General features: G+C 44.3%; 21 protein-coding genes. 11 read left to right on the top strand and 10 right to left on the bottom strand.

Features of this window, described 5'->3' with window-relative positions; translation table 11 throughout:
- Positions 1–5 precede the first annotated feature (5 nt).
- Positions 6–584, top strand: coding sequence for a hypothetical protein (locus tag ACPPVU_RS11740; RefSeq protein WP_426671899.1), 579 nt, complete (start codon positions 6–8; stop codon positions 582–584).
- Here the strand turns inward: ACPPVU_RS11740 and ACPPVU_RS11735 are convergent.
- From ACPPVU_RS11735 to ACPPVU_RS11725, 3 genes are all read right to left on the bottom strand, one after another.
- Positions 570–1,964, bottom strand: coding sequence for a hypothetical protein (locus ACPPVU_RS11735; protein WP_426671898.1), 1,395 nt, complete (start codon positions 1,962–1,964; stop codon positions 570–572). The genes ACPPVU_RS11740 and ACPPVU_RS11735 overlap by 15 nt on opposite strands.
- Entirely contained in the window at positions 1,961–2,938 is a 978-nt protein-coding gene (locus ACPPVU_RS11730; protein ID WP_426671897.1) for a nucleoid-associated protein, read from the bottom strand. The genes ACPPVU_RS11735 and ACPPVU_RS11730 overlap by 4 nt, the downstream gene beginning before the upstream one ends.
- 175 nt (positions 2,939–3,113) lie before the next feature.
- On the bottom strand, positions 3,114–3,395 hold the full coding sequence (locus tag ACPPVU_RS11725; RefSeq protein ID WP_426671896.1) for a hypothetical protein: 282 nt from the start codon (positions 3,393–3,395) through the stop codon (positions 3,114–3,116).
- A gap of 137 nt (positions 3,396–3,532) precedes the next feature.
- Between ACPPVU_RS11725 and ACPPVU_RS11720 the strand changes: the two genes are divergently transcribed.
- The 4 genes from ACPPVU_RS11720 to mobC all read left to right on the top strand — a co-directional run bounded on the left by ACPPVU_RS11720 (position 3,533) and on the right by mobC (position 8,383).
- Complete coding sequence (locus ACPPVU_RS11720) at positions 3,533–4,468, top strand: toprim domain-containing protein (RefSeq protein WP_426672197.1); 936 nt, start codon at positions 3,533–3,535, stop codon at positions 4,466–4,468.
- Positions 4,469–4,639: 171 nt separating this feature from the next.
- Complete coding sequence (locus ACPPVU_RS11715) at positions 4,640–5,047, top strand: plasmid mobilization protein (RefSeq protein WP_426671895.1); 408 nt, start codon at positions 4,640–4,642, stop codon at positions 5,045–5,047.
- Positions 5,035–6,327: a relaxase/mobilization nuclease domain-containing protein gene (locus tag ACPPVU_RS11710; RefSeq protein WP_426671894.1), complete on the top strand. Its 1,293-nt coding sequence runs from the start codon at positions 5,035–5,037 to the stop codon at positions 6,325–6,327. Before ACPPVU_RS11715 ends, ACPPVU_RS11710 begins: the two co-directional genes overlap by 13 nt.
- An 82-nt stretch (positions 6,328–6,409) precedes the next feature.
- The gene (mobC, locus tag ACPPVU_RS11705) at positions 6,410–8,383 is read left to right on the top strand and encodes a conjugal transfer protein MobC (RefSeq protein ID WP_426671893.1); all 1,974 of its coding nucleotides are present in this window, start codon (positions 6,410–6,412) and stop codon (positions 8,381–8,383) included.
- A gap of 301 nt (positions 8,384–8,684) precedes the next feature.
- Here mobC and ACPPVU_RS11700 read toward each other — a convergent pair whose 3' ends face one another.
- Positions 8,685–10,172, bottom strand: coding sequence for an IS630 family transposase (locus ACPPVU_RS11700; protein ID WP_426671892.1), 1,488 nt, complete (start codon positions 10,170–10,172; stop codon positions 8,685–8,687).
- 420 nt (positions 10,173–10,592) lie between these two features.
- Here ACPPVU_RS11700 and ACPPVU_RS11695 point away from each other — a divergent pair, with 420 nt between their 5' ends.
- The 3 genes from ACPPVU_RS11695 to ACPPVU_RS11685 all read left to right on the top strand — a co-directional run bounded on the left by ACPPVU_RS11695 (position 10,593) and on the right by ACPPVU_RS11685 (position 15,087).
- Positions 10,593–11,615 carry an LLM class flavin-dependent oxidoreductase gene (locus ACPPVU_RS11695; protein ID WP_426671891.1) on the top strand — a complete coding sequence of 341 codons (1,023 nt, stop codon included), beginning with the start codon at positions 10,593–10,595 and terminating at the stop codon, positions 11,613–11,615.
- A gap of 277 nt (positions 11,616–11,892) precedes the next feature.
- Positions 11,893–13,911 carry a M13 family metallopeptidase gene (locus ACPPVU_RS11690; protein WP_426671890.1) on the top strand — a complete coding sequence of 673 codons (2,019 nt, stop codon included), beginning with the start codon at positions 11,893–11,895 and terminating at the stop codon, positions 13,909–13,911.
- A gap of 714 nt (positions 13,912–14,625) precedes the next feature.
- The gene (locus ACPPVU_RS11685) at positions 14,626–15,087 is read left to right on the top strand and encodes a YybH family protein (protein ID WP_426671889.1); all 462 of its coding nucleotides are present in this window, start codon (positions 14,626–14,628) and stop codon (positions 15,085–15,087) included.
- Between the two features lie 325 nt (positions 15,088–15,412).
- Here ACPPVU_RS11685 and ACPPVU_RS11680 read toward each other — a convergent pair whose 3' ends face one another.
- Positions 15,413–16,501 carry a hypothetical protein gene (locus ACPPVU_RS11680; RefSeq protein WP_426671888.1) on the bottom strand — a complete coding sequence of 363 codons (1,089 nt, stop codon included), beginning with the start codon at positions 16,499–16,501 and terminating at the stop codon, positions 15,413–15,415.
- Positions 16,502–16,831: 330 nt separating this feature from the next.
- Entirely contained in the window at positions 16,832–17,917 is a 1,086-nt protein-coding gene (locus ACPPVU_RS11675; RefSeq protein ID WP_426671887.1) for an MBL fold metallo-hydrolase, read from the bottom strand.
- A 1,039-nt stretch (positions 17,918–18,956) separates the two neighbouring features.
- Between ACPPVU_RS11675 and ACPPVU_RS11670 the strand changes: the two genes are divergently transcribed.
- Together ACPPVU_RS11670 and ACPPVU_RS11665 are read left to right on the top strand one after the other, a co-directional pair.
- Positions 18,957–19,406 carry an SRPBCC family protein gene (locus tag ACPPVU_RS11670; RefSeq protein WP_426671886.1) on the top strand — a complete coding sequence of 150 codons (450 nt, stop codon included), beginning with the start codon at positions 18,957–18,959 and terminating at the stop codon, positions 19,404–19,406.
- Positions 19,407–19,603: 197 nt separating this feature from the next.
- Positions 19,604–20,140 carry a C40 family peptidase gene (locus tag ACPPVU_RS11665; protein WP_426671885.1) on the top strand — a complete coding sequence of 179 codons (537 nt, stop codon included), beginning with the start codon at positions 19,604–19,606 and terminating at the stop codon, positions 20,138–20,140.
- An 8-nt stretch (positions 20,141–20,148) separates the two neighbouring features.
- On the opposite strand, the gene ACPPVU_RS11660 is transcribed toward ACPPVU_RS11665, so the two are convergent.
- Both ACPPVU_RS11660 and ACPPVU_RS11655 read right to left on the bottom strand, forming a co-directional pair.
- On the bottom strand, positions 20,149–20,763 hold the full coding sequence (locus ACPPVU_RS11660; protein ID WP_426671884.1) for an alpha-ketoglutarate-dependent dioxygenase AlkB family protein: 615 nt from the start codon (positions 20,761–20,763) through the stop codon (positions 20,149–20,151).
- On the bottom strand, positions 20,760–21,029 hold the full coding sequence (locus tag ACPPVU_RS11655; RefSeq protein ID WP_426671883.1) for a hypothetical protein: 270 nt from the start codon (positions 21,027–21,029) through the stop codon (positions 20,760–20,762). The genes ACPPVU_RS11660 and ACPPVU_RS11655 overlap by 4 nt, the downstream gene beginning before the upstream one ends.
- 118 nt (positions 21,030–21,147) lie before the next feature.
- Between ACPPVU_RS11655 and ACPPVU_RS11650 the strand changes: the two genes are divergently transcribed.
- Positions 21,148–23,139, top strand: coding sequence for an HRDC domain-containing protein (locus tag ACPPVU_RS11650; RefSeq protein ID WP_426671882.1), 1,992 nt, complete (start codon positions 21,148–21,150; stop codon positions 23,137–23,139).
- 152 nt (positions 23,140–23,291) lie between these two features.
- Here the strand turns inward: ACPPVU_RS11650 and ACPPVU_RS11645 are convergent, their stop codons facing one another.
- Complete coding sequence (locus ACPPVU_RS11645) at positions 23,292–25,097, bottom strand: DUF5107 domain-containing protein (protein WP_426671881.1); 1,806 nt, start codon at positions 25,095–25,097, stop codon at positions 23,292–23,294.
- 4 nt (positions 25,098–25,101) lie between these two features.
- Complete coding sequence (locus ACPPVU_RS11640; RefSeq protein WP_426671880.1) at positions 25,102–26,919, bottom strand: glycoside hydrolase domain-containing protein; 1,818 nt, start codon at positions 26,917–26,919, stop codon at positions 25,102–25,104.
- Positions 26,920–26,982: the final 63 nt, after the last annotated feature.

Raw genomic sequence — 26,982 nt, 5'->3', positions numbered from 1 at the left:
AGGTTATGGAAAAGTTCGCATTAACCCTTCAATCAATAAACGACATCAACGCTTATGCCGCTGAAAATCATCTCATGCATTATGAGCGTGAAATACTGGCTGAGATTCTTACGGTTGTCGAAACCGGGGATACTGAAAAACTGGCCTGGTTCGCCGGATTTGGCGATAGCTACCGGCAAATCATGATGAATGTCAATGAGCACCGCCGGGCGCTGGAATTCGGGTTTACCGGAATTGCCTTTAACAAATATGGTTGGTTTGAGGTCCCGAAATTTCTGGATTATGAAGAAATCACTTTGTGTGAAAGTCATATCCGGCTTGGAAGGGGTCCTGATTTCATTTGGGCTTACGCGTTGAGTTGCAATTATGGAACTGCGGGGAGCAGCGGACCGCTTTGTGTGTTCTGCAAAAAATTCAATAGTCGTGAGGCTGCTTTGAGTGCGGCCTTATCTGAAATGAAAGCTAAAATGACGGAGAAGGTGGGCAATCCGGATACTTGTAATTACAAGCAGGATTTGATTGCTAAGACGCTGAAAGCGATTGCTGCAATAGAAGTAAGCCGGGTACAGCTAACGCTGTTTTAAAGGGTTTATTTTGGTTTGACCTTTATGCTCCGTTAAAACAGGATTTGCACTGGCTAACTCTTTTCTAAATATCGCCACAAATACGAGCACAATGATTGCAAAATAACATGCGGATATCAACCAAAAAGTCTTACGATATTTTCTAAAAGCTGTTTTTAAAGGATCGAGTGCATATCGGTTAAAATCTTCATTTGTGAGGTAACTATAGACACGATCGCGCATATCCGTTATTGAAGATTTTAAACGATAATAGAACCAAAAGCCTAGATTACCGGTTAGCGTAAGATTAATGATCAAATATGCTATGAGGCCATACAGAAGCCAGTTCCAATATGTACCGGAAACTTCTGGCTTTTTGAGGGAAAAGTTCAGGACAAGCAAGCCGAAAGCGGTCGTAAAATCGCGCCATAAACCGCTGATTAGATCCATTGTATTTTGACGAATTTTACTAGTATGCTCAAAGAGTGTTTTATTGAGTTCGGTTAAGCTTTTATTGAGTTCCTTATCCGAATTGCGGAGGTAGTACCGATAGGCCATCTCAGCGGCGGCCATTATTTTTTCGGCAACTGGTTTTAAATTTGTCTCTATAAGTTCGACATCCGCAATCGACAACAAAGCAACCTGGTTATTGATCAGCGTGTGGCGGGTATCGGCTCCTCTTTCGTCCTGGTAAAGCCATTGTGCAATTGCCTGAACAGCTGGGTAGGCGCTCACCAACTGATCGGAATGAACTGAAACATTCAGCGTGACACGGCGTTCGCCCAAAAAAGTAATCTCAGCTACGTGGCCTTCAAACCGTAACTCTTTTCCTAAGCCGCAGAATAACTTTGCGGCGCTTATTTTTTTCCACCACTCGGGCGCTTTCGTCCGATCATTTTCCTGCCAAAACATCGAAGAGAACGGCAAATATTGATTTGCACCTACATTTAGAGATTTTACAAATTTTGGAATATCTTCAGTTGCGGTTGATGAGTTTGCGCCAGCGACGCTATCGATTTCTTCCTGACCATAAAATATAGCCCATTTGGTCACGAATCCTTTTTTAAAAAAAAATAAAAAATACTGCTTGCTAACCTCTGTTATTGTCTCTAAATGTTCCGTCAACGCTCTTTGTGTAAAATAAATCGGGAATGCAGCATTTTTTTGGATGCTGTAACGGCCATTGGTCAGACTGGCGGGGCAAGCGACATTAGCATTCATATCGATTTCTGTCCCGAATTCATCCATAAGGATGACAGCACCGATATTCCGATCTTCTAAAAATTTGTGAAGACTGCGAAGGATTTGATAACGTTCTTCATTTACCGGCAGCGAGGCGCACACAAGTGCTTTTGCATTTTCTGTGCAGTCAGGGAAAAGGACATGTTGGATATCAATCACAATGGCTGCTCGATAAGTTTATTCGTAACAATAGTGATCTTTGTTTTTTCGCCCTCATTCTCAATCTGAACCGTATTGGCTGCAATTGCATCATACTGGATGATGACCCCTTCCTGGGTGCGGTACTTTTTCTTCCGTGGCTTTCTGATCACCCGCTTATCAAAAGAAAACGCCTCACCCGAAATATCTGCCTTGCCCAATTTTCTTGCAAAGGTACGCCCGATCTCTGGCGTGAAATAAACTCCAAATAATTCTTGCGGAGTTTGATCCGGGCTAAAATTATCCGTATGCTGGACGTAATCATAAAATGTATTGCTCGCCTGGCTTGTAAATTCAGCAGGAAGGATCGCTTGATGTTCTCGGATCGTTTCCATAAAGCAATTCGCTGCCTTTTCGGTTAGATCGGCTTGAGTATAATAACGCTTCACGCCGAGGAATTCCTTGAAGAAATCTGTGATGTCCTGCCTTTCTGATTTGTCAACAATGACTGCGCCGGGAACGACGTCTCCGAGATTGATCACTGCTGATTTCTGCAGAGCCTGGCCGCTCTTGACAAAAGTGTTGGATATCTCCGAGAGGATAGCCTGACCGTCTTGCTCTGTATAGGTGATCACTTCCTCATGATCATACTTAATCAAGATATATTTTTTGGTGCGATCGACATCAGCATAAATCAGAATCATTACTCCTGGCTTTATCCGCCGGTCATTTTGATTATGAAATGTGCGTGCAAGTTCCTGGCTTTCGGATACAAAATGCGAAGGGTCGGCGTCAATGACTCTCAATGATGCAAGGAAGTCTGAGTCATCTGAAAAATTAAACCGATTACCATTCAGAATCTCCCTGATCCGGTTAACAAAAAACCCTTCAAATGCGCCGATGGGTGTTTCTTCCATTAGGGTTGGTGCCGCGTTACCGTGATGAACTACGTGAAAAATGAATTTTTCTATGTGAATATTAAGCGCTTCGGTCATTATGATAAATTTAGGTGTTAACTTGAAAAAGGCTAAAGGTTAGTTTTCTCGAAATTTAGAAAACTAATTCCGAAGTTTCAACCCGTATTTTCACGGTATTTCGACGAGCTGATAATTAGATGGACTTTTTAAGCACCAATGGCTTCTCACCAGAAGCCATTGGCCGATCTTTGGCTTATTTACTGCTCAGCGCTTTCATTTTTTCGCTGAGTTCCTTCAGGCCTGCCTTTTTAAGGCATTCTTCGGCGAAAAACCTCAGTTCATCCGCGTCTTCGGCAGGAACCAGTTTGAGCAATTCGGAGGAACCGCTTCCCTCCTTTGTAAGGCTTCCTTCGATCAGGCTGTTCAGGAGCAGGACTGTCTTCCGGTTCATTTTGACATCGATCTTTACCGCCTCATTCATCCCCGGACTACAAAGCAAAGTTTCGTAGACTGTTACCAACACATTCGTTGTCATATATAAAAAATTTAAAGGGTTAATAATGGTAGTAAAATTAGGTTGCCGGGTTCAAACGATCCTCATCAAAATATGGGGAGGATCGTTGTATCTCAATTGGGGTCGCTAATTTCGGGTGTTTATTATTTGGATTAGTGATGAAGGGTTTGGAAAATAAATTAGTATCTCTGGCCGATATCCGGGAGATCGACCTGGCGGGCTGCCTGGAAAAACTGGGTTACGAGCCTGCAAAAATCAAAAAGAATGGAACGGACTACTGGTACCTGTCGCCTTTGCGAAATGAACGTGAAGCCAGTTTTCATGTCAACAGGCTCAGCAATGAATGGTACGATTTTCCACTGGCTGCAGGCGGCGGGCCGGTGGAGTTTTTCCTGCGTTTTTACGGGTGTTCCGTTCCGGAATTATTGGAGAAATTCGGGGGTGGGTCTTCTTACGGTGAACTGCCGAAATATGATCCGGCTTTGCACGAGGGCAGGCTTCATGATGAGCATAAGTTGTTGGTCAGAGAGGTCTTTCCGCTTTACTCCTATCCGTTAAAAAACTATTTGCACGAAAGGTCTATCCCGGTGGCGGTGGCAGAGCAGTATTGCAGCGAGGTCCACTATGAAATTAACGGCCGCTCTTTCTATGGAATAGGCTTTCAGAACGATGCGGGCGGATGGGAAATCCGTAACAAAAATTACAAGCAAAGCGGCGCACCGAAGGAGATTACCACGCTGGATTTTGGAGCCAGGGAAGCGGAGGTTTTCGAGGGTTCTTTTGACTTTCTTTCTTACCAGACTTTGCACCCTTACGTGGAACCGGGAACGGCTGATTTTGTGGTGCTCAACGGCGCAGGAATGTTTGACCGGGCGCTACCCTTCCTGGAGCGGCACGAGTCTGTCCGGCTTTGGCTGGACCAGGATCTAACGGGCCGGGCATATACGCAATATGCTTTGTCACTGGGCGCGCGCTACCGGGATGAAAGCGGACTTTATAGCCGGCACAACGATTTGAATGACTGGCTGGTTCACAAAGGGGAATTTAAGAAAGTGCGGTTAAAACCTCAGAACCGGCTGTTATCAGGTGGTTAATGCTGAAGGCGGTCTTTATTGATTTTTTCCCTCACCGGACCGGGGTTAGATTGCCTCGTGCGCAATCGGCCAGATGTACAGTTGTTTAACAACACCTGCAATCTGGCCTTCCCCTCCGAAGTCGGGGAAGGTGGGAAAAGACGGCATCCTGTTTGAATAGGGTTGTTTTTTGTGATTTGGCAGAGTGAGATGGAAGGAAAGAAAACGGGCAGGAAACGCATCATTGGCCTTCGGCTGACTGGCGATGAATACGGGGTACTGGAAAAGAACTGGAAGAAAAGCACGATCAGGAAGCTGAGCGAATATGTCCGGAGGGTATTGTTTGGAAAGGCGGTCACGGTCTATACGCGCAACCAGTCATTGGATGAACTGGTGGCAGAATTAGTGCTCTTGCGGAAAGAACTGAATGCGATTGGGGTGAACTTTAACCAGGCGGTGCACCGCCTGCATACGCTGGATCATTTGCCGCAAATGCAACGCTGGCTGATGGGATTTGAAAGTGACAGGGACGTATTTTTTGGAAAGGCGGAGGAGATCAAACAGAAGGTTAATTCGATATCGGAACAATGGTTGCAGTGATCCATTCGAGCAGCAGTTTGCGCAACTGTTTAAACTATAACGAGCAAAAAGTTAAGGCTGGTTTGGCGAAGTGTTTGGAGGCAGGTTATTACCCGATGGACGCTGCTGATATGAATTTTTATCAGAAGCTTTCACGGTTAGAAAAACTGACGGAATTGAATCAGCGGACGAAGGTGAACAGTGTTCACATTTCTTTAAATTTTGATCCGTCGGAAAAGCTTTCTAAAGAGCAGTTGCAGGAGGTTGCCGGGGTCTATTTAGAAAAAATCGGGTTTGGCGGGCAGCCTTATTTGCTTTACCAGCATTTTGATGCGGGGCATCCGCATATCCATTTGGTAACGACCAATATTAAGCCTGATGGGAAGGCCATTAACCTGCATAACCTGGGGAGGAACCAGTCGGAGAAAGCGCGTAAGGAAATTGAGGTATTATATGGCCTGGTGCGTGCGGAAGACGCCGGGCAGCGGGAGCTTTTCCGGCCAAAACCGGTGAATGTGGAGCGGGCGTTATACGGACGGGTGGAAACGAAAAGAGCGATTGCCGGTGTGCTGAATTCGGTATTAAAAAGCTATCGGTTTACTTCTTTGCCGGAATTAAATGCGGTGCTGGGTTTGTATAACATTACGGCTGATGCAGGCAGTGAAAAATCACGCATCCGGGAGCATGAGGGTTTGGTTTACCGGGTACTGGACGCGCAGGGTAATAAGGTTGGCGTGCCCATTAAGGCAAGTGACTTTTTTAGTAGTCCGACTTTAAAAAATATCCGGGAAAAGTTTGCGGCCAATGAGGAAGCAAGGGCACCTTTTAGAAGCCGTATCCGGAATGCGGTTGATCTGGCTTTACTGCAGGACGCTATAGATTTGAGGGTTTTGCAAAGTGCCTTAAAAAAAGAGGGGATTGATTTGGTGATCCGGCAAAATGCGGACGGGGTAATCTACGGTTTAACTTATGTCGACCATGTGAAAAAGACGGTGTTCAATGGCAGTGATCTGGGCAAGGCCTACAGCGCAAGGGCTATCCTTGAACGCTGTACAAAAGGCGTGGCGGGTGAGGGAAAAAGAAACATCGGCGAGGCAGAAAAATTGGAGCAAAAGAGGGCTACGGAGAATGGCCGGCGTTCCTTATTGAATACTCAAACTATTTTGGGCGAACTGGTAAATAGTGTGGGTCAGGACTTGGTGGATGCACTTCTGGACGCGGGGGAACAGGCGCAGGTGATGGATTGGCAATTGAAGCGAAAAAAGAAGAAAAAAAAGCGGCGAAGGATGACATTGACTTAGGTGTCTGGCTTTGCGGTTTGAGTGATTTTTTGTGAGGGTGAATTTAAAGTCCTCCCTACCGGGGAGGATTTAGGAGGATGAGATGCAGACGGGGGAAAACGATCAGGCGATGCGCAAGATCCTGGATATGACCAGGCTGATCAGTATTGCGGTTTTGGCTATACATTTTTATAAGGAATGCTACGGCGCTTTTGTGGGCTGGCACCTGGTGGCGCCGGTGTTGGACCGGTTGATGCGGAATATTGTTAAGAGCGGTCTGTTCAGTAATTTCTATAAATCCAAGCTGATCGCTTTGGGTTTCCTGGGCATTGCGCTGATTGGCGTTAAGGGAAAAAAGGATGAGAAGCGGCATTACAAAACGGCATTGCTTTATCTCCTGGCAGGCTTGTTTTTTTTCCTTACCAGCTACTTTATTTTGCTGGTGAGGGAAAAAATAAAGTGGGTGGCGCTGGGGTATATGGGCGTGACAGGAATGGGCTATCTGCTATTTCTGAGCGGTGGTACGATGCTGTCACGGATCATCCGGGACCGGTTATCGGGTGATATCTTTAACCGGGATAACGAGAGCTTTCCGCAGGAGGAACGACTGCTGGAAAATGAGTATTCGGTGAACCTGCCGATGCGCTACCGGCTGAAGGGAAAATGGCGGCAGGGCTGGTTGAATGTGATCAATCCCTTCCGGGCGGTTTTAGTGACCGGCGGCGCCGGTGCGGGCAAGTCTTACTTTGTGATACGGCACCTGATCACGCAGCATATCTCGAAGGGCTTTGCGATGATGGTCTATGACTTCAAGTTCGATGACCTGTCCAAGATCGTTTATAACACCTTCCTGAAATACCGGCACCTCTACCCTGCTAAAACGCAATGTGTCTTTATTAATTTTGATAAGCTGTTTAATCGCTGTAACCCGCTGGAGCCGGGAACGATGCTGGACATTACGGACGCGGTGGAATCGGCACGGACGATCCTGATCGGCCTGAACCGCGAGTGGAATAAGCGCCAGGGCGACTTCTTCGTGGAGAGCCCGATTAACCTGCTGACGGCGGTGATCTGGTTCCTGCGCAGGTATAAGGATGGGGAATTTTGCACGGTGCCGCACGCGATTGAAATGATCCAGCTGGACTATGATAAATTGTTTACTGCCCTGCGTACCGATCCGGAAATTGATGCGCTGATCAATCCCTTTATCAGCGCCTACCTGCGCGATGCGATTGAGCAGCTGGAGGGACAGATCGCCTCGGCAAAGGTGACGCTGGCGCGGCTATCCTCTCCCCAGCTCTACTATGTTTTGTCCGGGAATGATTTTACCCTGGATATCAACAACCCGGAGGAGCCCAAATTGCTTTGTATCGGTAATAACCCGCAAAAAATACAGATCTATGGAGCGGTAATATCGCTTTACATCAACCGTTTGATCAAGCTGGTGAATAAAAAAGACCAGCGGAAATGCAGCCTGGTGTTTGACGAACTGCCTACGGTGGATGTCAGCAATATTGATGTGCTGATCGCCACAGCGCGCAGCAATAAGGTATCCACCTGCATGGGCATCCAGGATTTTAGCCAGTTGCGGAAGGACTATGGGAAAGAACGCGCCGATGTGATCATGAATTCAGTGGGCAATATCATCGCCGGGCAAAGCACCGGCGATACGGCAAAGAATATTTCTGAGCGCATCGGCAGGATCATGCAGGACCGGGAAAGTCTTTCTATCAACCGTGCTGACACTTCGGTCAGCCGGTCTAAGCAACTGGAGGCGGCGGTGCCTGCTTCGCGGATTTCGCTGTTGAGTTCAGGGGAATTTGCGGGCGTCGTGGCAGATAACCCCGATTGTAAAATTGACCTGAAAGCTTTTCATTGTGAGATCATCAATAATCATGAGGCACTGAATAAGGAGATCGCCGATTATCAGGAAATACCGGAGGTACGGCATATTAACAATGCGATTGTGCAACGGAATTATTTACAGATCAAGCAGGATGTGCAGGAGATTATTCAGGAGGTGATGGAGCGGCTGTTGAGTGATCCTGCGATGATGCACCTGGTGATAAGGAAATGATATTTGTTTATATTTTTTATAACCGGAACCTGTGTTGTAGATACCTCTGATTGTAAAATAATTACATTTTTATTCTCAATTTGAAACATTGATATTTCGTCGTAAAATCAAACTCGCCGGCCCTTTCAGGTTGACCATATTTGAATAGCCCATGCCAGGCTGCAAGCCCTGATAAAGGCACTGCGGCAGCATTCAGACGATCAACACTTCTGGGTTCGAGAGTGATTTGGTAAGCTTTGATCCCCAAGTATTCAGCGGAAACCTTCTCTTATTTAGGAAAGGAATTTCCTAAAAAAATCTATCAAAGTGTGTTTAATGGGTCCTTGCAATTATTGCTTTCATCAAAAACTGATTTAACAAGCTCACTTCTCCAAATCATTTTCCCTGCCCGCTTAGGAAATCTTTTAAAATAAGCATTTCTTTCGTCAAAGTATTTAGTGATCGCCATTTTGCATTCATCAACAGATTGATAATTACTATTATGCATGACGGCTCTCGCTAATCCACTAAAGACGGATTCAATTACGTTCAAAAACTGGGCGGAGGTAGGTAAAGGACTTAATTCTACATACGGTGTAATGTTCAAATTTTTGTCAGCCGTTTCATTTATTTGCTGTAGGTATTCTTTGAGCTTACTAGAACTATGCCATGAAGCGGCATCCCACGATATATAAAGCTTTTTGTCGGAAGTATACTGAATTATTAATAGGTCGATTAGCTTAATCATCTCCTCAGTGTCCTTTTTCCTTGAATAGAAATGTGTCACCTGATTAGTGGACAGCTCCAAAGCAGCCGTACAGATCGCCCAGCCCTTACTCTTTTGAAATTGCTTAACAGTTTTTGGATGGTCTGACTCCGTATAAGACCAGCCAGGTTTCATTTTAATGGAAAAGGGACCATATTCATCAATTGAAAAGAATCTTTCATTCGGCCCTAAATTGGAAAGTATGGATTTGATATGATCCAGTTTTTCCCTGAATTTAGGGTCCGGGCTTGTTAAAATAACCTTAGCCTTTCTATAGGCTATGCCCTCCTGTTTGAAATACAAAGCTATGGAAGTTGGTGCAACGTTTACACCATACAAATCGTAATAGACTAACGATAAGTCCGCGAGGCACCAGGACGACCGGTTGATGCCATATAGTTGCGGAGACTGATGAATTAACTTCATCAGGTTCTTTTTCTTTTCTTCACGGGATTTAACCCAGTGCTTATTGGCTCCTCCATATTTTCGCTTTAGATTAACTAAGCCACCATCGTTATACTTCGTTATATAAGTCAGAATTGATGGATAGGAAAGCTGTACTTTCTCCGCGATTTTTTTGACGTGTACGCCGTTATAAGAATCGGTAATTACGGTAGCCTGCCGCCACGCGATCAGATCGTTTCCTTCTAACCATTTATTCAGCAATGCCTTGTCTTCATCTAAGATCACAGTTACTTTCTTATGTGCAAACAAGCAGATATTACTGGATTTATGCCAGGTTGCGAAACGTTTTCTGAATGTGTCATAGCCATAACCATTTGGGCATATTTCCCGATACGAATCAAATAGTGCCGGAACAGATGCCTTATTGACGGTCAAATTTGCAATCAGTGCGGGCAACACCGCTTTCATTTCCACGAAGATTTGTGACGGAGGATACACTTTTTTGGGCTTTGGCGGGAAAAAATTAACATTCAAAGCTTGTTCGGGATAAATTTCTCCTAAACTGATAAATTCCTTTATATATTTATCGATGATACTCAGGCTCACCCTGATCTTTTTAGAAAGCACAGCCTTCGACATTGTCTTATTCAGCCAGTTATTTCTGATGGTCCTAATTTTAAATTTGGAAATTGGGCTTGTTGACATCGAGGTAAATCTGAAATTTAAAATACACTTGCATCCGTTTGATGATCTATGGGGACGATCCTGATTGGTATTTGGTAATACCTAAATGACGGTGACATAAGTGAAAGAATGCTATCAGGACTGCCACAGTTCAAACCGCATTTTAATTAAATATAAACATTTAATTTAACTTCAAAAGTCATCGGCAGGACTGTCAAATAGGCTTTTTTAACAACGGCTCATTATTTAATGATAGTTGATTTTTAGACCCTTTCTTTGGTACTTTTCTTTAAGGCGCTTGAAGAAAAGAAAACTACGCCCGGATACACCTTCAGACTACGATGCTTACTTTTGTCCTTAAATCATCATTTATCTATGAAGAAAATAGGATTTTTATCATTCGGACATTGGTCTGACCATCCCGCTCATCGAACCCTAACGGCAGGCGACACCCTGCTGCAGTCCATTGATCTGGCTGTCGCTGCCGAGCAGATCGGTTTGGATGGGGCCTATTTCCGGGTTCATCATTTTGCACGCCAATTGGCCTCGCCTTTTCCATTGCTTTCGGCCATCGGCGCCAGAACCAGCAAAATAGAGATCGGAACCGGTGTCATCGATATGCGCTATGAGAATCCACTGTATATGGTTGAAAATGCCGGCGCAGCGGATTTGATCGCCGGGGGGCGTTTGCAGTTAGGCATCAGCCGGGGTTCGCCGGAGCAGGTGATCGAGGGCTGGCATTATTTCGGTTATGAACCCGCAGCGGGGGAGACCGATGCCGATATGGGACGCCGAAAGGCTCTGGAATTTTTGGAAAGATTGAAAGGTGACGGTTTTGCGGAGCCCAACCCCTACCCGATGTTTCCTAATCCGCCGGGCCTGTTACGGCTGGAGCCGCATTCGGAAGGACTCCGGGAACGGATCTGGTGGGGCGCGGCTTCCAATGCGACTGCTGTCTGGGCAGCGGAGCAAGGGATGCATCTGCAAAGTTCTACTTTAAAATTTGATGAAAGCGGCGAACCGCTCCATATCCAGCAAGCCAAACAGATCAGGCTGTATAAAGAAGCCTGGAAAAAAGCCGGGCACCTGCGCGAACCGCGCGTTTCAGTAAGCCGTTCGATTTTTGCGCTGGTCAGCGACCGGGACAGGGCTTATTTTGGGCAGCAAGGCAAGGGGTCTGATAGTTTTGGTTATATCGAGGCGGATAAGCGGGCGGTTTTCGGCAGGACTTATGCGGCTGAGCCTGAAGCTTTGGTCAGGGAGCTGGCGCAGGATGAGGCGATCCGCGAGGCGGATACGCTGCTGCTGACCATACCCAACACCCTGGGCGTCGACTACAATATCCATGTGCTCTCTGTTATTTTGGAGCACGTTGCCCCTGCATTAGGTTGGCGGTAGCAGGGTCAGGTTGGGGGACGGCGCGGACCACACGCCTTGGTTTTTTTTGATCGCGGGTAATCAAATGTCACCATCGCCATTTCAAAATGTCAAAGTGCATCGAAGCGGTGGAATACATCGCGCTGCTCCGAAACAAAAGTGACATATCGAATCGGGGAAATCGGTATTTTAAATGACTAGAAACGTTTTTACACGTTTAATGGAGGATTTAGTAAAATCCTTAAAAAGGAATTGCCCTGGTGGGCCGCAAATTATACCTTTAACCAAATCTTTAATTATGAATAAAATATTAGTCATTTGTCTAACGGTTGCACTTTTCACCATTGGCAGCTATTCGGATGCGCAAAAAAAGAGCTTTGTTGATGTCGCCGGGTTGGACCCCCAAATTAAACCCGGTGATGATTTTTTCCGTTATGTGAACGGACGCTGGTACGACGCCGTTAAAATCGCCAGCGATCAATCGGGTGTGGGTTCTTACTCATTTATGAATATCCCGCAAAAAAAGTTATTGCAAAATATCCTGGATAGTGTTTCAAAGGCTAAGAATACCATGCATAGCATTGAGCAGCAGGTGGGCGACTTCTATGAATCCGGTATGGATCTGGCAACGATTAATAAACGTGGCTACCAGCCCGTAAAACCCATACTGGAGCGTATTAATGCGATCAACAGTACGGCATCGCTGCTTGGGTTTGTGGCAACTGAACTCAAATCGGGAAACCGCTCCATCATCAGCTTTGGTGTTGGCCCTGATAACAAAAACAGCGCGGTCAATATCGCTCATGTATACCAGGCAGGCATTGGCTTACCGGACCGGGATTACTATTTCAAAACAGATTCAGCTACCCTCCATGTCCAACAAGCCTACCAGCAATATATCCGCACCTTATTTCAACTAACCGGCAGCAGCGGTGCCGAAGCTACCAGGGATGCAGCGACAGCTTATAGCATTGAAAAAACGCTTGCAGCAGCTCATAAAACGAATATTGAACTCAGAGATGTTGATGCCAATTACCATAAACTGCCGGTTATCCCGCTCGGCAAAACGCAACCGAATTTAGCCTGGGGGACGTTGCTCGCTGGTTTAGGCGCATCAGCCGACTCTATTGATATGGCACAACCCGCTTATTATAATAAGTTAGACACGCTGTTAAAAACAATCCCGCTCGATCAATGGAAAATTTATATAAAGGCCATCACGCTGGAGAATTATGCAGAAACGCTCAGCCAATCTTTTGTTGATGCTTCGTTTGAGTTCAATAAGGCCTTATCCGGGCAAGCCACCCAAAAGCCGCGCAGACAGATCATGACCGAACAAGTTGACAATTTCCTGGGAGAGGCTTTAGGGCAACTCTATGTCAAACGGTATTTCAATGAAGATGCAAAAAAACGTGTGCTGACCCTGGTCAACAACCTCCAGAAATCATTCGAAAACAGGATCAATCAACTGAACTGGATGTCTGACAGTACCAAACAAAAGGCCAGGGAAAAACTATATGCGATCACTAAAAATATAGGTTACCCGGATAAATGGCGGGATTATTCTAAAGTGGAAATTAAAAGAACAGCATACTTTGAGAATATCATTGCGCTCAGCCAAAACGATTACGAGTTCCAGTTGGAGCAATTGAACAAACCCGTTGATAAAACACAATGGGGTTTAGACCCGGCTACGGTTACGGCCTATTATAATCCGTCTGTTAACAAAATTGTTTTTCCGGCGGGTATTTTGCAGTATCCTTATTTTGATTTTGCGGCGGACGATGCCATTATCTATGGCGGCATCGGGATGGTCATCGGTCATGAGATGACCCATGCCTTTGATGACCAGGGCGCCCGGTTCGACAAAGACGGGAACGTTAAAAACTGGTGGACAAAAGAAGATTTTCAAAGATTCAGAACGAGAACCGGACAACTGGCCGCTTTATATAGCTCATTTACCGTTTTGGATACGGTGCATGTTAAAGGCTCTTTGACATTGGGTGAAAATACCGCCGATAACGGTGGTGTTGCGATCGCTTACGATGCATTCAAGATGACTCAGCAAGGCAAGAGTTCTGAAAAAATCGACGGCTTTACTCCAGACCAGCGTTTCTTTCTGTCGGTGGCCAGGATCTGGAGGGTGAAAACAAGAGATGCGTTCCTGCGTACCTATGTGAACACCAATCCGCATTCGCCGGCGATATGGCGGGTAAACGGCCCATTGATGAATTTTGAACCTTTTTATAAAGCATTTAATGTGCAACCAGGCGATAAAAATTACAAACCCGAAGATCAAAGGGTAAAGATTTGGTGAGCCGCCCGCACAATTAATTTGAGCCGTACAGGAAACCTTGCCGGATATTGGATGTTGATCTTTGTATCATGAAAAACATTCAAAAAATACAATTACTGATATATAAATTATAGCTGAGCTCCCCTTTCAGGGGATTTAGCTAATATTTTAATACCGATTAGCATAGATACTTCTGTATGATACGGGGGTTCGACCCAATACCTTTTGTTTTTGGAAATTTGTTTCTTTTAACCCTATAGAAACTTCTGAAAGGGATAAAGCATCGGATAAATTCGATCCCGGTAATTTATCATGTTTACAATGTTATGTATATTTTATTTTACAAGTAGTTGATTGTCAACCAATTTTAAGATCATCTAAAAAGCACAAAAATGGAATCAAGGGTTCGATTTCAATCCCTTTGGCTCCACTGAAAGCCCTCAGAATGATTTTGAGGGCTTTTTTATTGAGCGTGGACGCTCAACGGTCAAGCGAAACACACTTGGCTTGCCTGAGGAGATGAATTTTAAAAAGTCTTTCTTTGTAATTATTAAGCAAATTTAAGTAACTTACCTCCTTGAATATTTAGGCCTTCTCATATAGTCTTTTCTAAGTTCTGCATGTAAAAGGTCAAGTTTCTCGGGAAGTATTGCTAAAAGTAAACTTTAAAGCAATCTCATATTATTTTTATATAGCTGGGCTTATCGTTATATTAGTAAAATAGAACAATTAATTATGAAAAACATGATTCTAAAGGGATGCGCATTATGTTGTATAATAGCGCTAATGCTCGCCTGTAACGCAAAAATTGATAAAGAACAAATCAAAAAAGAAATTCAAGCGAAGGAAGATTCGTTTGCTAATGTCTACAATAGCGGAGAAGTGAGAAGTATTGGTTATTATGCAGATGATGCAAAAAGTTTTTATCCAAATAGGCCCCCGTTAGTGGGCAAGGAATCAATTGTTGCTTTTTTAACGTCTGATTTGACTTCACCTATTGATAAGATCAAGTATAAAACTAACGAAGTTTTTGTATCAAATGATGGAAACCTTGTTGTAGAACTTGGTTCTTTTTCAGTGATTGATTCTGCCAAAACGACACTTAATACAGGGAATTATATGAGCCTTTTTGAAAAAAGAAATGGCAAATATGTCGCTGTTAGAGATATGAGTGCCTCCGATGGGCTCACTAAATAACAATGATTTAGCACATGCTTTTCAAAAACTGATCAAAAATATTTTTCGAAGAGCGTTTTATTTATAAATCTCTATTGGTGTAATTAGGTTTTTTAAAAAACGAATCTTACAATTCGCTTTCAGGTTTTGTTCCATGAAACATTTTTTTCTATTAATTTGTACGTTTAAATTGTAGTTTCATTCATCTATAAAAACTGCAAAGCGCAATGCGTTTTATAAACACAAAATCCCTGGTACATATTTATTCTGTTACCGGGTTTTTTATTTAATTATTCAGCCTTCAATTTTTGAATTTTAACTATAGTATTCGTACAATATAGTAGAGCTAACGTCTTCTGCCACCGCCGCCGCCCATGGAACGACCGCCACCCATGGAACGCCCACCACCGCTGTATGAACCAGATGACCTGCTCGGCGATTGCCTGTTTGATGTTGAGGGCCTGTTTGATGTTGAGGACCTGTCGGATGTTGAGGGCCTGTTTGATCCGGAAGGTGATTGCCTGTTTGAGGCAGAAGGTGATTGCCTGTTTGAGGCAGAAGCTCCATTTCCTGCCCTGTTGGATGGTGAATTAGCTGGGCGGGTTGATGCCGAACCTCTGTTTCCCCCGCGATCTATTGAGCCATTACCATAATTGCCCCTATCCTGGTTGTTGCGTACGGTGTTGGATGTGTTTCTGGTGTTATTGTAATGATTAATACTGTTTCTGTTATTAATGACCACAGCATTCCCTCCACCATAACCTCCATGATAACCACCATGGTAGTAATGATTGTGACGATATATACCTACTGCCATAACGGTTGCAAATGCAAACCAGGGCGGGGAGTATCCATAATAATAAGGCGGATAATAAGGTACATATGCGGGCGAATAAACATACTGTACGATCGGGGCGGATTGCACCACTACAGTAGTTGTTGCCGGAACATTAACCGTAACGGGTTTCTCTCCGGTATACCCGGGGTTAGCGGTAATTGACGAATTACCCTTTGGCTCAATAACATAATCTTTGCCATATAATTCCTCGTCACCCACGATTTGCAAGCTGACCTTCCCGCCTTTGCCTTTATCTAACAAAATGACGGCAACATCCTGCGATTCAGTTTTACTGATATCATCGCGGAGTATAAATGTATACGAACTGTCTTTTTTTGAAGTGACTACTTTGATAAAATCGACTTTTTTATCCAGGTTCAGATCCAGGTTATTGATCTTTAATTTTTCATCATTCAACGATTTTTCAAACGCTTCAATTGTTTTTGACTTTTGAAACAAATCTAATACAGCATAAAGATCAAGGTTATCTCCTGCAAGGCCCAATGTGGCAGTAGTATCCTTTTTGCTTTGAGAAAAAACCTGCAAACTTAGCAAGTTTAGTGCTGCTGCTAAATAAAGTACAACGATTTTTTTCATAATAAGATAATTAAAGGTATAGTATTAGTTAATAACTGGCATACACAAATATAATATTAATTTTCGCGAAGTAATAGTGGATATATTAACGTTTATCTGGTGCAACATGTCGTATACACACGGAATTTTTATACAAACCCTGTTAAAAGACAAAAGCAAAGTAGCAGCCAGTAGGGGAAGCTTTTCGAACCCCGTTTAGGCCACTTCGAATAAGTTTAAAAGTTTTAATAGTTCTAACCGTTGGTGCCATTTTTTATAGAAAATAGTTTACAACCCTGTAATTAAGTTTTCTAAATAATAACATACAGGTTATCAGCTCAAATAATTTATTCAAAAATCCCACCAGGCTACTTTCCTGGGCGGATCACCCAAAGTATAAGGCTCCCCGATACGTGGAATGTTTACCTGGATACCCAGCTTTTCAGCAGCAGGCAGAAGCGTTTTTATTGGTTCGTACCAGGGATGATTAGCTTCCGGGAACTTGGCCCAGTGGATAGGCTGCAGCAAACGGGCATGCAGGTCAACGGCGACCTGGGCAGCTTGCCCAAGGCCTAAATGAACATATATCTGGTTGTATTGTCCACATTCCAGCAGCGCCAGATCGAATGGACCATATTGCTGTCCGATCTGCTTAAAGTGAGAACCATAGCCACTATCGCCACTGTAAAACAGCCGGTACTGGTCTGCTTGTATCACATAAGATGCCCAAAGTGTTTTATCTTTTATAAACGTACGTTTGCTATGGTGCTGCGCCGGCGTAGCGGTGATTCGGAGCCCACCAGGCAGCGTGACCGATTGGTTCCAATTCAGTTCGATGATTTTATTAGGATCAAATCCCCAGTACACCAAATGTGAACCTACACCCATCGGCACTACGGCCGTTTTAATATTGTCTTTCAATTTTATCAGGGTGGGATAATCCAAATGATCATAGTGGTCATGGGAAATGATCAACACATCGATTGGCGGCATATCATTGGCGTGATAATGCTTAGTGCCCCGAAATGCCTTAAGCACCCCAGGCACCGGGGCGGCCTGGTTGCTAAAAACCGGATCGATAAGTATATTGCCCTGCATGGTTTTGATCAGCAAAGATGAATGTCCGAACCAAACGACGGTAGGCGCAGTAGCAGCAGCCAGAGTCTTCAAATTAGTTTTAACCCATGGCAGCTCTGAAGAAGGCCTGGTGGGTTTTGTGCGGCGGCGAAAGATAAAAAGGAAATGGTTGTACTTGACAGTCGAATCAGGATGTTTAGCCAAATTTTGGAAACTGCCATTTCTGTAATTAGGCAAAGTCTTCAATCGGGCAAGCTCTTCGCCCTCCGGATTTTTACCGAGTGACTTTACCAGGCCACAGCCTGTGATGGCTATCAGCAATAGCGCAGCTATCCCGCCCCCCAAACAACTACTTTTCATATCCTAAAAATGCAAATAATAGAGGCAATAATGAACACATGTTGAGATTACCCTCATGTCTTGACCAAATAACCGCTTGCCAAAAATCAACATGCATATTCCTTACAACAGGTCTTTTAACGATTCTTGCAAATTTTGTGCAATAAAAAAGCCCACGTATGCAGGGCTTGCTCCCCAGACTGGACAAAATTATGTCGAATTTTTTTGGGGATTTACTCCAAATTTTGGAAATGAGAATCGTGGAATAATCTGATCCCGCTAAAAATCATGTTTTTAGTTGCGAGCGCTTAATTTTACAGATGAGATAATGAATTACCAGTGCAAGGATAGTCCAATAGAAAGCAAATCCAATAACCAAAAATGGAGGTGGCGGATCCGGCAAATTGATAAGAGGAAGCATGGGGCCTACCAAAACAATTTTGATAGGATATAGAATTGTGGACACGGTGCTCTTCCATCCCATTAGTGATTTCGTTCCCAGAAAAGACTCTCCGCTTTCAGGAATGAGTCGGACGGCTGACCGAAAAATTACGTTAGAGATAAAAAGAAAGGCAAACCCGGAAATTAGGAATAGGAAAACAAATTTTTTTCTTGAAATTTTCATAACCGTGATTTTTTGATTAGAAAAATACTTATGTAATACAAAATAAACAAAAGTACTTTGTATTTGAAAGTAACTTAAGAAAAATTATCTAAAGAAAAAAAACAAGCGACAAAAAATTGCGCTTGCCCAGCCTGGTTCCCCAAACTGGACGCGAACCAACTAAATAATAGGGGTAAGAGCCTGGTGCTTTCGCCAAACGGTTCGACTTTAGTCCAATTAGGTCTGCTTAAAAAAACCGTAGCTGCGTTAATTTGTTAAATTAACAGATACCGATATTATTTAGGTAAGTATCCGGAAAAAGGCTGTTGCAAATAGTGTCACCAGCTATGATCAGGAAATTAAATCGGGTAAATACCGTATTTACTAGTGGAGCAGCAACCACAAAAAACGGGCGAACCGAAAAGCCAAATGAGTAGGAACACAAAAAATGATTTTATGTCAGAAAACAAAGTTTCATTGCATAGAGTGATTAAGGCTTCGCCTGAAAAGGTATATCGTGCATTTACTGAATCCCTCGCAATCGCTTCCTGGTTGCCGCCCTATGGTTTTCTTTGCACCGTACACGAGATGAACGTTAAAGTAGGCGGTGCGTACAAAATGTCGTTTCAAAATTTTACTACTGGCAAATTCGAGTCATTTGGCGGAGAGTATTTAGAGATAAAACCAAATGAGTTTCTAAAATACAAGGACAGATTTGATGACCCGAACCTGCCTGGCGAAATGACCTATACTGTCTGGCTTCAAAAAACATCCGCAGGGACCGATTTGAAAATTTTACATGAAAATATACCGGCTGCGATACCGGCCGAAATGTGTTACCTGGGTTGGCAGGATTCGCTGGATAAACTCGTTAAGCTGGTAGAACCTGAAATACCGGATGCCTGATAGGTTCAGGCTTTGGTAACGCAAATATCATAACTTCATTTCGTTTCTGAACAGGCGCTTAGACTGATTTAGAGATAAATGAACTGTTTAAAAGAAAAAACGGCACCTTACCCTGGCCGGTAAATCAGTTATAGGAAAGTTTGATTGCCTCCCTCCGACTTCTGAACTTTAACCCCGTTTGTAACCTACAGGATATTATGACGATCCACTATCAACACATTACTTTATTCCTCTTGCTTTTAGTCTCCTGCGAACACAAAAAAACGTTGACACCTTACGAAGCAGAACACATCACCCATATTGAAACAGGGAAGACAACACCTGATGAACTGGTCAATTTCGCCTGCTCACTTGCCGGGACGCCTTATAAATATGGCTCAACCGACCCGAACCAAGGTTTTGACTGCTCGGGTTTCGTGACCTATGTGTTTAATCACTTTAATATCAGGGTGCCCCGGACATCCTTAGACTTCACGCCTGTACAAACACCAATCTCCTTACAAGAAGCCAGGCTGGGCGACCTCATCCTATTTACGGGTACAGACAGTACCAATAAAACTGTAGGACACATGGGCATTATCTCCTCCGCCCCCGGCGAGCCGCTCCGTTTTATGCATTCCACTTCCGGTAAAAATGAAGGCGTTGTAGAAACTGATTTCCAGACGGCCTATTATAAATCCAGATATATTAAGGCGATACGGATATTTCATCAAAATGAACCCTCAGCTCATTAGCAGTTCAGCTACGGTATCACCAACCTGAACGTCAAATTTACCCTCGCCTTCATTGGTCGTACAGATTTCGCGACCCTATGCTCAAAAGCCTCCTGCAAACCTGCCTTCATTATCAGTAAAGAGCCATGTTCAAGCCTGACCGAATAATGTTCTTTATGATCCTGTTTGTTGCGAATATCAAAACTCCTGACCTGCCCGAAGCTGACCGAGGCGATAACGGGCCGTTTGCCTAAAATACTTTCCTTGTCGCAGTGCCAGGCTACCGAATCGTTGCCATCACGATAATAATTTAATAAGACACTATTGAACCTTATACCAGCAAATGGTTCGATCATTGCTTTGATCATCAATAATTCATCCGTCCATGGCAAAGGATTGGATATTTTTCCGGATACCGAATAATCCGTACCAACATCTCCGTACCAGGCCGTCAGCCGTGGTGTCAAATACTCCTTATCCCACATCTTTTGTACCGTCTGCTTCCATGGTGTATCCCGTATAAATTTCTCTACTAACCGGTCACTGGTTCCGCTATCGATCAAACCCGGCGTATATTCCAGCATCTCCGAAGGCAAATTCCTGCTCTGCCCTGCCTCTGCGAAAAAACTTAACTGTTCCATCATACTGCTTCCTTATAATTAATAATGAATACGGCCAGCTGTTCCTGTTCAGGCACACTAAACACCGTTCCCTCGTAAATCCAAAAGCCATTTTCATCAAATAATATTCTGCCCAAATACTCCGGGTAATCATAAGCAACAAATAATTCATAGCTCTTTACCCGGCCCTCATTTTTTATAGCGGGTATGATCCTGACCACCTCATCCGGACCATTCTTTCGTTTGACCCAAGCTTTTGCTTCTGTGAATAAATAGACGTTGTTAAACATGATAAAACAAAAGTGAAAAACTTTTAGTAATTATTTATAACAATTACTAAAAATATTAGTATAAATTAGCAGCCGATTCATGAAGCGAAAATTTTAGATAATTTAACTAAACCTGGAAATGACGACCATGAACCCAGCGATGGCATTGGCCTATGATTATTTAGAAAGTACCAATACCGTTGTTTTTTTAACGGGTAAAGCAGGTACCGGGAAAACGACGTTTCTGCAAAAGGTCCGGCAGGAAAGTAAAAAGAACCTGGCGGTGGTCGCCCCTACCGGCGTGGCCGCAATCAATGCCGGCGGTATGACCATTCATTCCTTTTTTCAGCTTCCTTTCGGTCCGATCATCCCTTCGGGAAATGGTCGCCCGGAGATGCACTACAGCGAAGAAAAGAAAGACTTACTGGCTAATCTGGAATTGCTAATTATTGATGAGATCAGTATGGTACGGCCGGATGTGCTGGACCAAATCGACCTGATATTGCGTAATATCAAAGACACTGTACAGCCATTTGGTGGCCTGCAACTTCTATTGATCGGTGATCTCTCCCAGCTCAGCCCCATCATCCGGGAGGAGGAATGGCCGATCTTGAGCCGCTATTATCGGACACCCTATTTCTTTAGCAGCCTGGTACTTCAAAAAGCGCCGTATGTCCGGATCGAGCTGGACCACGTATTCCGGCAAAAAGAACAGGCCTTTGTGGACCTATTAAACGAGGTTCGTAACCAAAACATCAGCCCGGAAAGCCTTGATTTATTGAACGCACGTTATTTACCGGGCTTCCGTCCGGCCGCCGATGATCCATATATTACTTTAACTACCCATAACAACATCGCGCAGCAGATCAATAGCGAGTTTATTGAAGCGCTGGCGGGCCATGAACACGAGTTTAAAGCGACGATTCGCGGCGACTTTCCCAAAGATGCCTACCCAACTGAAACTGAACTAAAATTAAAGATTGGCGCACAGGTTATGTTCGTCAAAAATGACAGCTCGGCGGAAAAGTTGTATTATAATGGAAAGATCGGGACGGTCGCTAACATTGCTGGAAACACTGTGTTTGTGCAATGCGGGCGCGAGGATAAGGAGATAGCAGTGGAGGCACTTGAATGGGCCAATGTAAAGTATCAGATGGAGGGTGATTCCATTAGCGAAACTAACGCAGGCAGTTTTGCCCAGATACCTTTAAAATTGGCCTGGGCCATCACGATCCATAAGAGCCAGGGACTGAGTTTTGACAAAGCAATCATTGATGTGAGCGAGGCCTTTACCCACGGCCAGGCCTACGTAGCGCTGAGCCGTTGCCGAACTTTATCCGGCATGGTACTACGCAACCCGGTTGCTGCGCATAATATCATTGGAGACCCAGCCGTTGTCCGTTTTAACGAGCAGGCGCAAGCAATCAAGCCGGACGCAAAGAGCCTGATACGTGACCGGGAATTATATCAAATATATTTATTGGGCGAATTGTTCAGCTTTCAGCCACTAAAAACTAAATTACAAAATTTTGAGAGCCTGCTGCCAGAATTGCAAGCAGATATTTTGGGTGTCGCCAATAAGTTCACAAAACAATTAAAAATTGAACGCAGCAGTCAAGCGGCCGGCTATTTCCTGGAAAAACTAAGTGCTGCTGTTGAAAATCTGCACAGACAACTACCAAACTTCATCGGCCAATCAAAAGAACAAGCTGAAAAGGCCGACCATCTGATTATCTGGCTGATGAACCGCATACAATTAATGAAGTATTTCGCCGAAAACCCATTTACAACTACTGCTTATTTATCCCTGACAAAACACAAGCCGACCACCCATGACCGCTCCTATTTAAAAGCCCTGAATGCCCTGCCGAACGAAAAATTATTTGAACAATTGATGACCTGGCGGGAAACAACCGCGGCAAAAGAAAACGTGATGCCCGGAATGGTGCTATCTGAAAAAACAGCAGCCTCGATTGCCGAAAAAATGCCGGCCACTTTAAAGGCTTTAAGCGCCCTCAAAGGTGTGGGCGTGCAAAAAACTGCCCGGTATGGTATGGAATTGATCGGCCTGATCCGCTCTTACCAGCAGGAACTACAAACACCCAGAACCGAACAAGTTAACTTGTTTTAGTTTTTAGGGTTAGTTGTAAATGCGCTTTTGCGTTGATCCGTTTGTAACTTTCTTTGATAAACAGGCAGGAAGTGTTATTTTCTGTTTTAGATTGCTTTATTCGGAGTATATAAAACTGATCTTATAGGCAGCACCTCAATAGTACCACGGACCTATTTTTTATATTCACGGTAAGCGCCGAACCTGGCCAATTCATCCTCACCCAATTGCCGCGGTATGGGGAGCGGTGAAATATTCAACTGAGAGCATATCTGCATCCATAAATCGGAACGTGTATAGGTTTGGTGAACCATTTGGAAAGGGATGGATAAAAGCAGCTCCTTCGCAGCCTGCGGTTCGCCTTTATCAATCAATAGCTGCACCTGCCTCTCCTGCACAAACTCATCCTTTAGCGCAGCGACTTTTGTCAGCCATTTTTCACGTTCGGCAAGCGTATGTTTTCCAAGGCTCTGCAACACTTTATCACGTTCGATGATCACTTGCGGGTGTATCTGTAACCAGGGCTCAGATATAGCCCCAAACGCATTTCGGGCAGCTGCCAGGTCACCTTTTTGCGCAAGCAGTCTTGCCAGTAGCGCCTTTGCCAGTCCCAGTTTGGAAACCGATAGCATTTTTATTGCATCGTCCGCCTTTCCGCGTCCTGCCAGCCAGGTTCCGTAATAAAACCGCCAGGTGTCGGCAGTTGCACCACTGGTTTTGCCAATAGCCCATTGGAACGGGGCGTTGAGGTTTTCCATACCCGATGGGGGCCATATATCCAGATCGATAGCCGGGAATGCGGGTACCTTGCCTTTTTGCTGATAAGCCCGCAGCAAATTCTCCCAAATCTCGACACTTTCAGGTCGTGCCCATCCGAAAAGAGGAATATTCTTTACAGGCCGCAATGACACAGAAGGCACTTTCAACTGTGAAATATCCAATTCCTTATCCGCAGGGATCCAGTACTCGGCATGCCACCTGTGTTCGCCGGGCTTCAATTCGAGTTTAATAGACTGATCCCTTATGGGCCCTCCCTGCAATTCAATGTATTGCTGCCGCTTTGCAGTGCTTAACATGGCCCAGGAGGTATCGGCTGCAACACCATAACTCCATAATTTGATACCAGGCGCGATAGCCTCATTAGCAACATGATACAAACCTGTGCGCAGTGAAGGCGTATATACACCAAAAGCGTTAACATTGCTTGTTTGCCAAAAATAGCCGGTCATTTCCTTAATATCTGACTGGTTTTTTGGGCCGGACTTTTCCCAGTCGATCGTATCCAGTTTTGATGAATGGGACAACACCCTGCCCCTGGGAAAATAAAACCTGGTATCAGGTTCCGAAGGGACAGCCGCGTTTGACCATGACATCCATGGATATGTCTCAGTGCCTGGGTTATTAAAAATAACACGTTCTGTTAAGAAATCGTCATCAGTACCCAGCGAGTATTCGACGGACCATTGCATACCAAAACGTAATTCCCGCTCTCCGCAAGTCACATAGGTTCTGCCGGCTGTCCGGTCGATCCTGTAACTTACCTTTTCGTTCTGACTTGGTGAATGAGATATGGGAAAGCTAACTTCGATCCCCCCTGCAGTAAAATAAAAGCGCGGTAATATTCGCGTCTGCCTCACCACATCAGGTGTATACAAAACGTTTTTACCAGAGCTTTTTATTACCATCGAAACAACCTTACCACCAAGGTCAGGGCATATAGTAACCTGCATTTTGGCATTTCCTATAACGATATAATGATAGTTCTTTGGGGCCGGCCGATTGGATGTTTCGCAATAACTAACATAAGGATACACGCCATTTGGATCAAAAGCTGTCGGAATGGGACCGAAAGCCGTCAGGTTGTGTGTCAATTTATAATCGTCGTATTCAGCACAAGTCACTTTTAAAACAGATTGTTGTCCCACTACATTCAGCACTGCACCGCTCAATATCACAAATAAAACAATCCGGGTTCTCATATCGCTATTTTTTTTTCGCGAGACGGTCACCTAACTCACGAATCAGTTTTTGGCCTTCGCTTACCTGCATCTTTAAGATATCTTCGTTAAATTCATGTTCATTGACCAGCGTTTTCATATGTTCATTCAACCTGGCCATCAATTCTTTACATTTCTTATCTTTTGATACAGCAACACTTTCCTTTAATATCCTGATCTTCTCGTAGTCAGATATACCCTCTCTCAATTTTTCGAACCTGATGCCGCTATTAGCGCCGGGATAAACCAGGTAACAATCTCCGGCGGCCCAGCTTCCGTGCCGCCCATCCCTGCTGGGATCCTGTGTCCAGGCGTCATAGGCCCAGCGAAGAAAACCGTTATATCCATACGCCGCCGCATACCAGCTGATCCACTGACCTTCAATTGGCGGAGAAAATAGAAATGTATTAGGTTTAGGAGGCGTGCAACACACATAATAAGTTGTTGTAAACCCTTTGGCCTTGCGCAGCGCCATTATATCTATTGGGGACTCCTTGCCTTTAACAAATGAATAGTCATTTAACAGGTCATTCAGTTCCGGATGCCAGTCCCCGGCGTAAGTGATTTTCCATCCCGGCCAATTAGCTTTAACAAACTTAATCGCAGTCAATGTCTCATTCATTGGATTTTCATTGATGCCGATATAGGTCTTATCCAGCCAGCCCTTCTTTTGCAAATGCGCCCTCAGGTCATTCAGAAATGGCTCCCAGTATGCCTTGAACTTATCCGAGCCTGGAGGCCAGGACTCTGTAATATAGTTTCCGGTAACACCATCTATATAACGAAACCTGTAATTTCCCGGGATGGGTGTATAAACCGTTATGGCCTTATCTATACCAACACTCATTGCCAGCTCTACATATTCATCGAATATGCTGTAATCGAATTTCCAAATGCCGTTTTTTTGTTTGATTGATCCGATCATACCGCCTTCTATCGTATATGAATTATCGCTCCACGGGGAGTTGACCGCATAGGTGGTAATATATTTACCACCGGCATCAGCATACAACTTCAAATGCTTTTTTAATAGTAATTTATGTTCCTCCGACCACGGCTGTAAATGGTTATGCCATGCAAGCACCCATGGATTTTGCCACAGATCAAGCCTGTATTTCCATTCGTGCGGCGGCGGAAGCAATTGGTTTTGCACTTCGAGATCAAGCTGTAATGATTTTTCGAATCCCTTGGCCAACACCTCGACATTTCCTTTATAACGACCTGGCTGCATACCGGCCGGGACATTAATGGTTAGCCAAATTGGTCTTACCGTTTTTCCGGGGACATCAAACCGGTCGAATTGCTCAAATCGGTCCGGCATCAAAAAGCCATCCTTGTAAGGTGAACCGCCACAATCCACTTTGTCAGAGCCATAGGGATAATTGGCCAGCACATAACGCACCATGTTCAGGCTGATATTACTTTTACTAATCCTATGACCTTGGCCATCACTCAGGTCCCCCAATTTGAAACGGACCTGCTCAAGCGTATCTGCCGACCATACAACTATTTGGGCATTCAGCCGCTCACCACGCCATCCGCACCCTGTCCATGAATATGTTTCTTTTAATTGAGGCGCTTCTACTCTAAAATACAGTGCATCTTCCGAACCAAAACTGACATGGAACCCATGCTGCAAATTCCATAAGGCCGGATTGACCGGTTTATCAAAAGTAAACTCGTCCTGGTAGTGCGGATTAAGCACCGGCATCAGGGCTGAATCCACTTGTCCTTTGATTGACTGAGCCAATGAGGCGGCAACCGGTAGCAGTACTGATAATAAAAATAATAGTATTTTCTTCATTATCAAGTTTAAAGAATGTACGTGCGCAAACATGCTTCCAAAGAAACGCAATAATCCTGATTA

Origin of the sequence: Mucilaginibacter sp. McL0603, from assembly GCF_049992945.1 — a bacterium.
GTDB lineage: Bacteria > Bacteroidota > Bacteroidia > Sphingobacteriales > Sphingobacteriaceae > Mucilaginibacter.
Note: the sequence above shows the minus strand (reverse complement) of the source record. Positions and strands in the feature narration are given on the sequence as shown.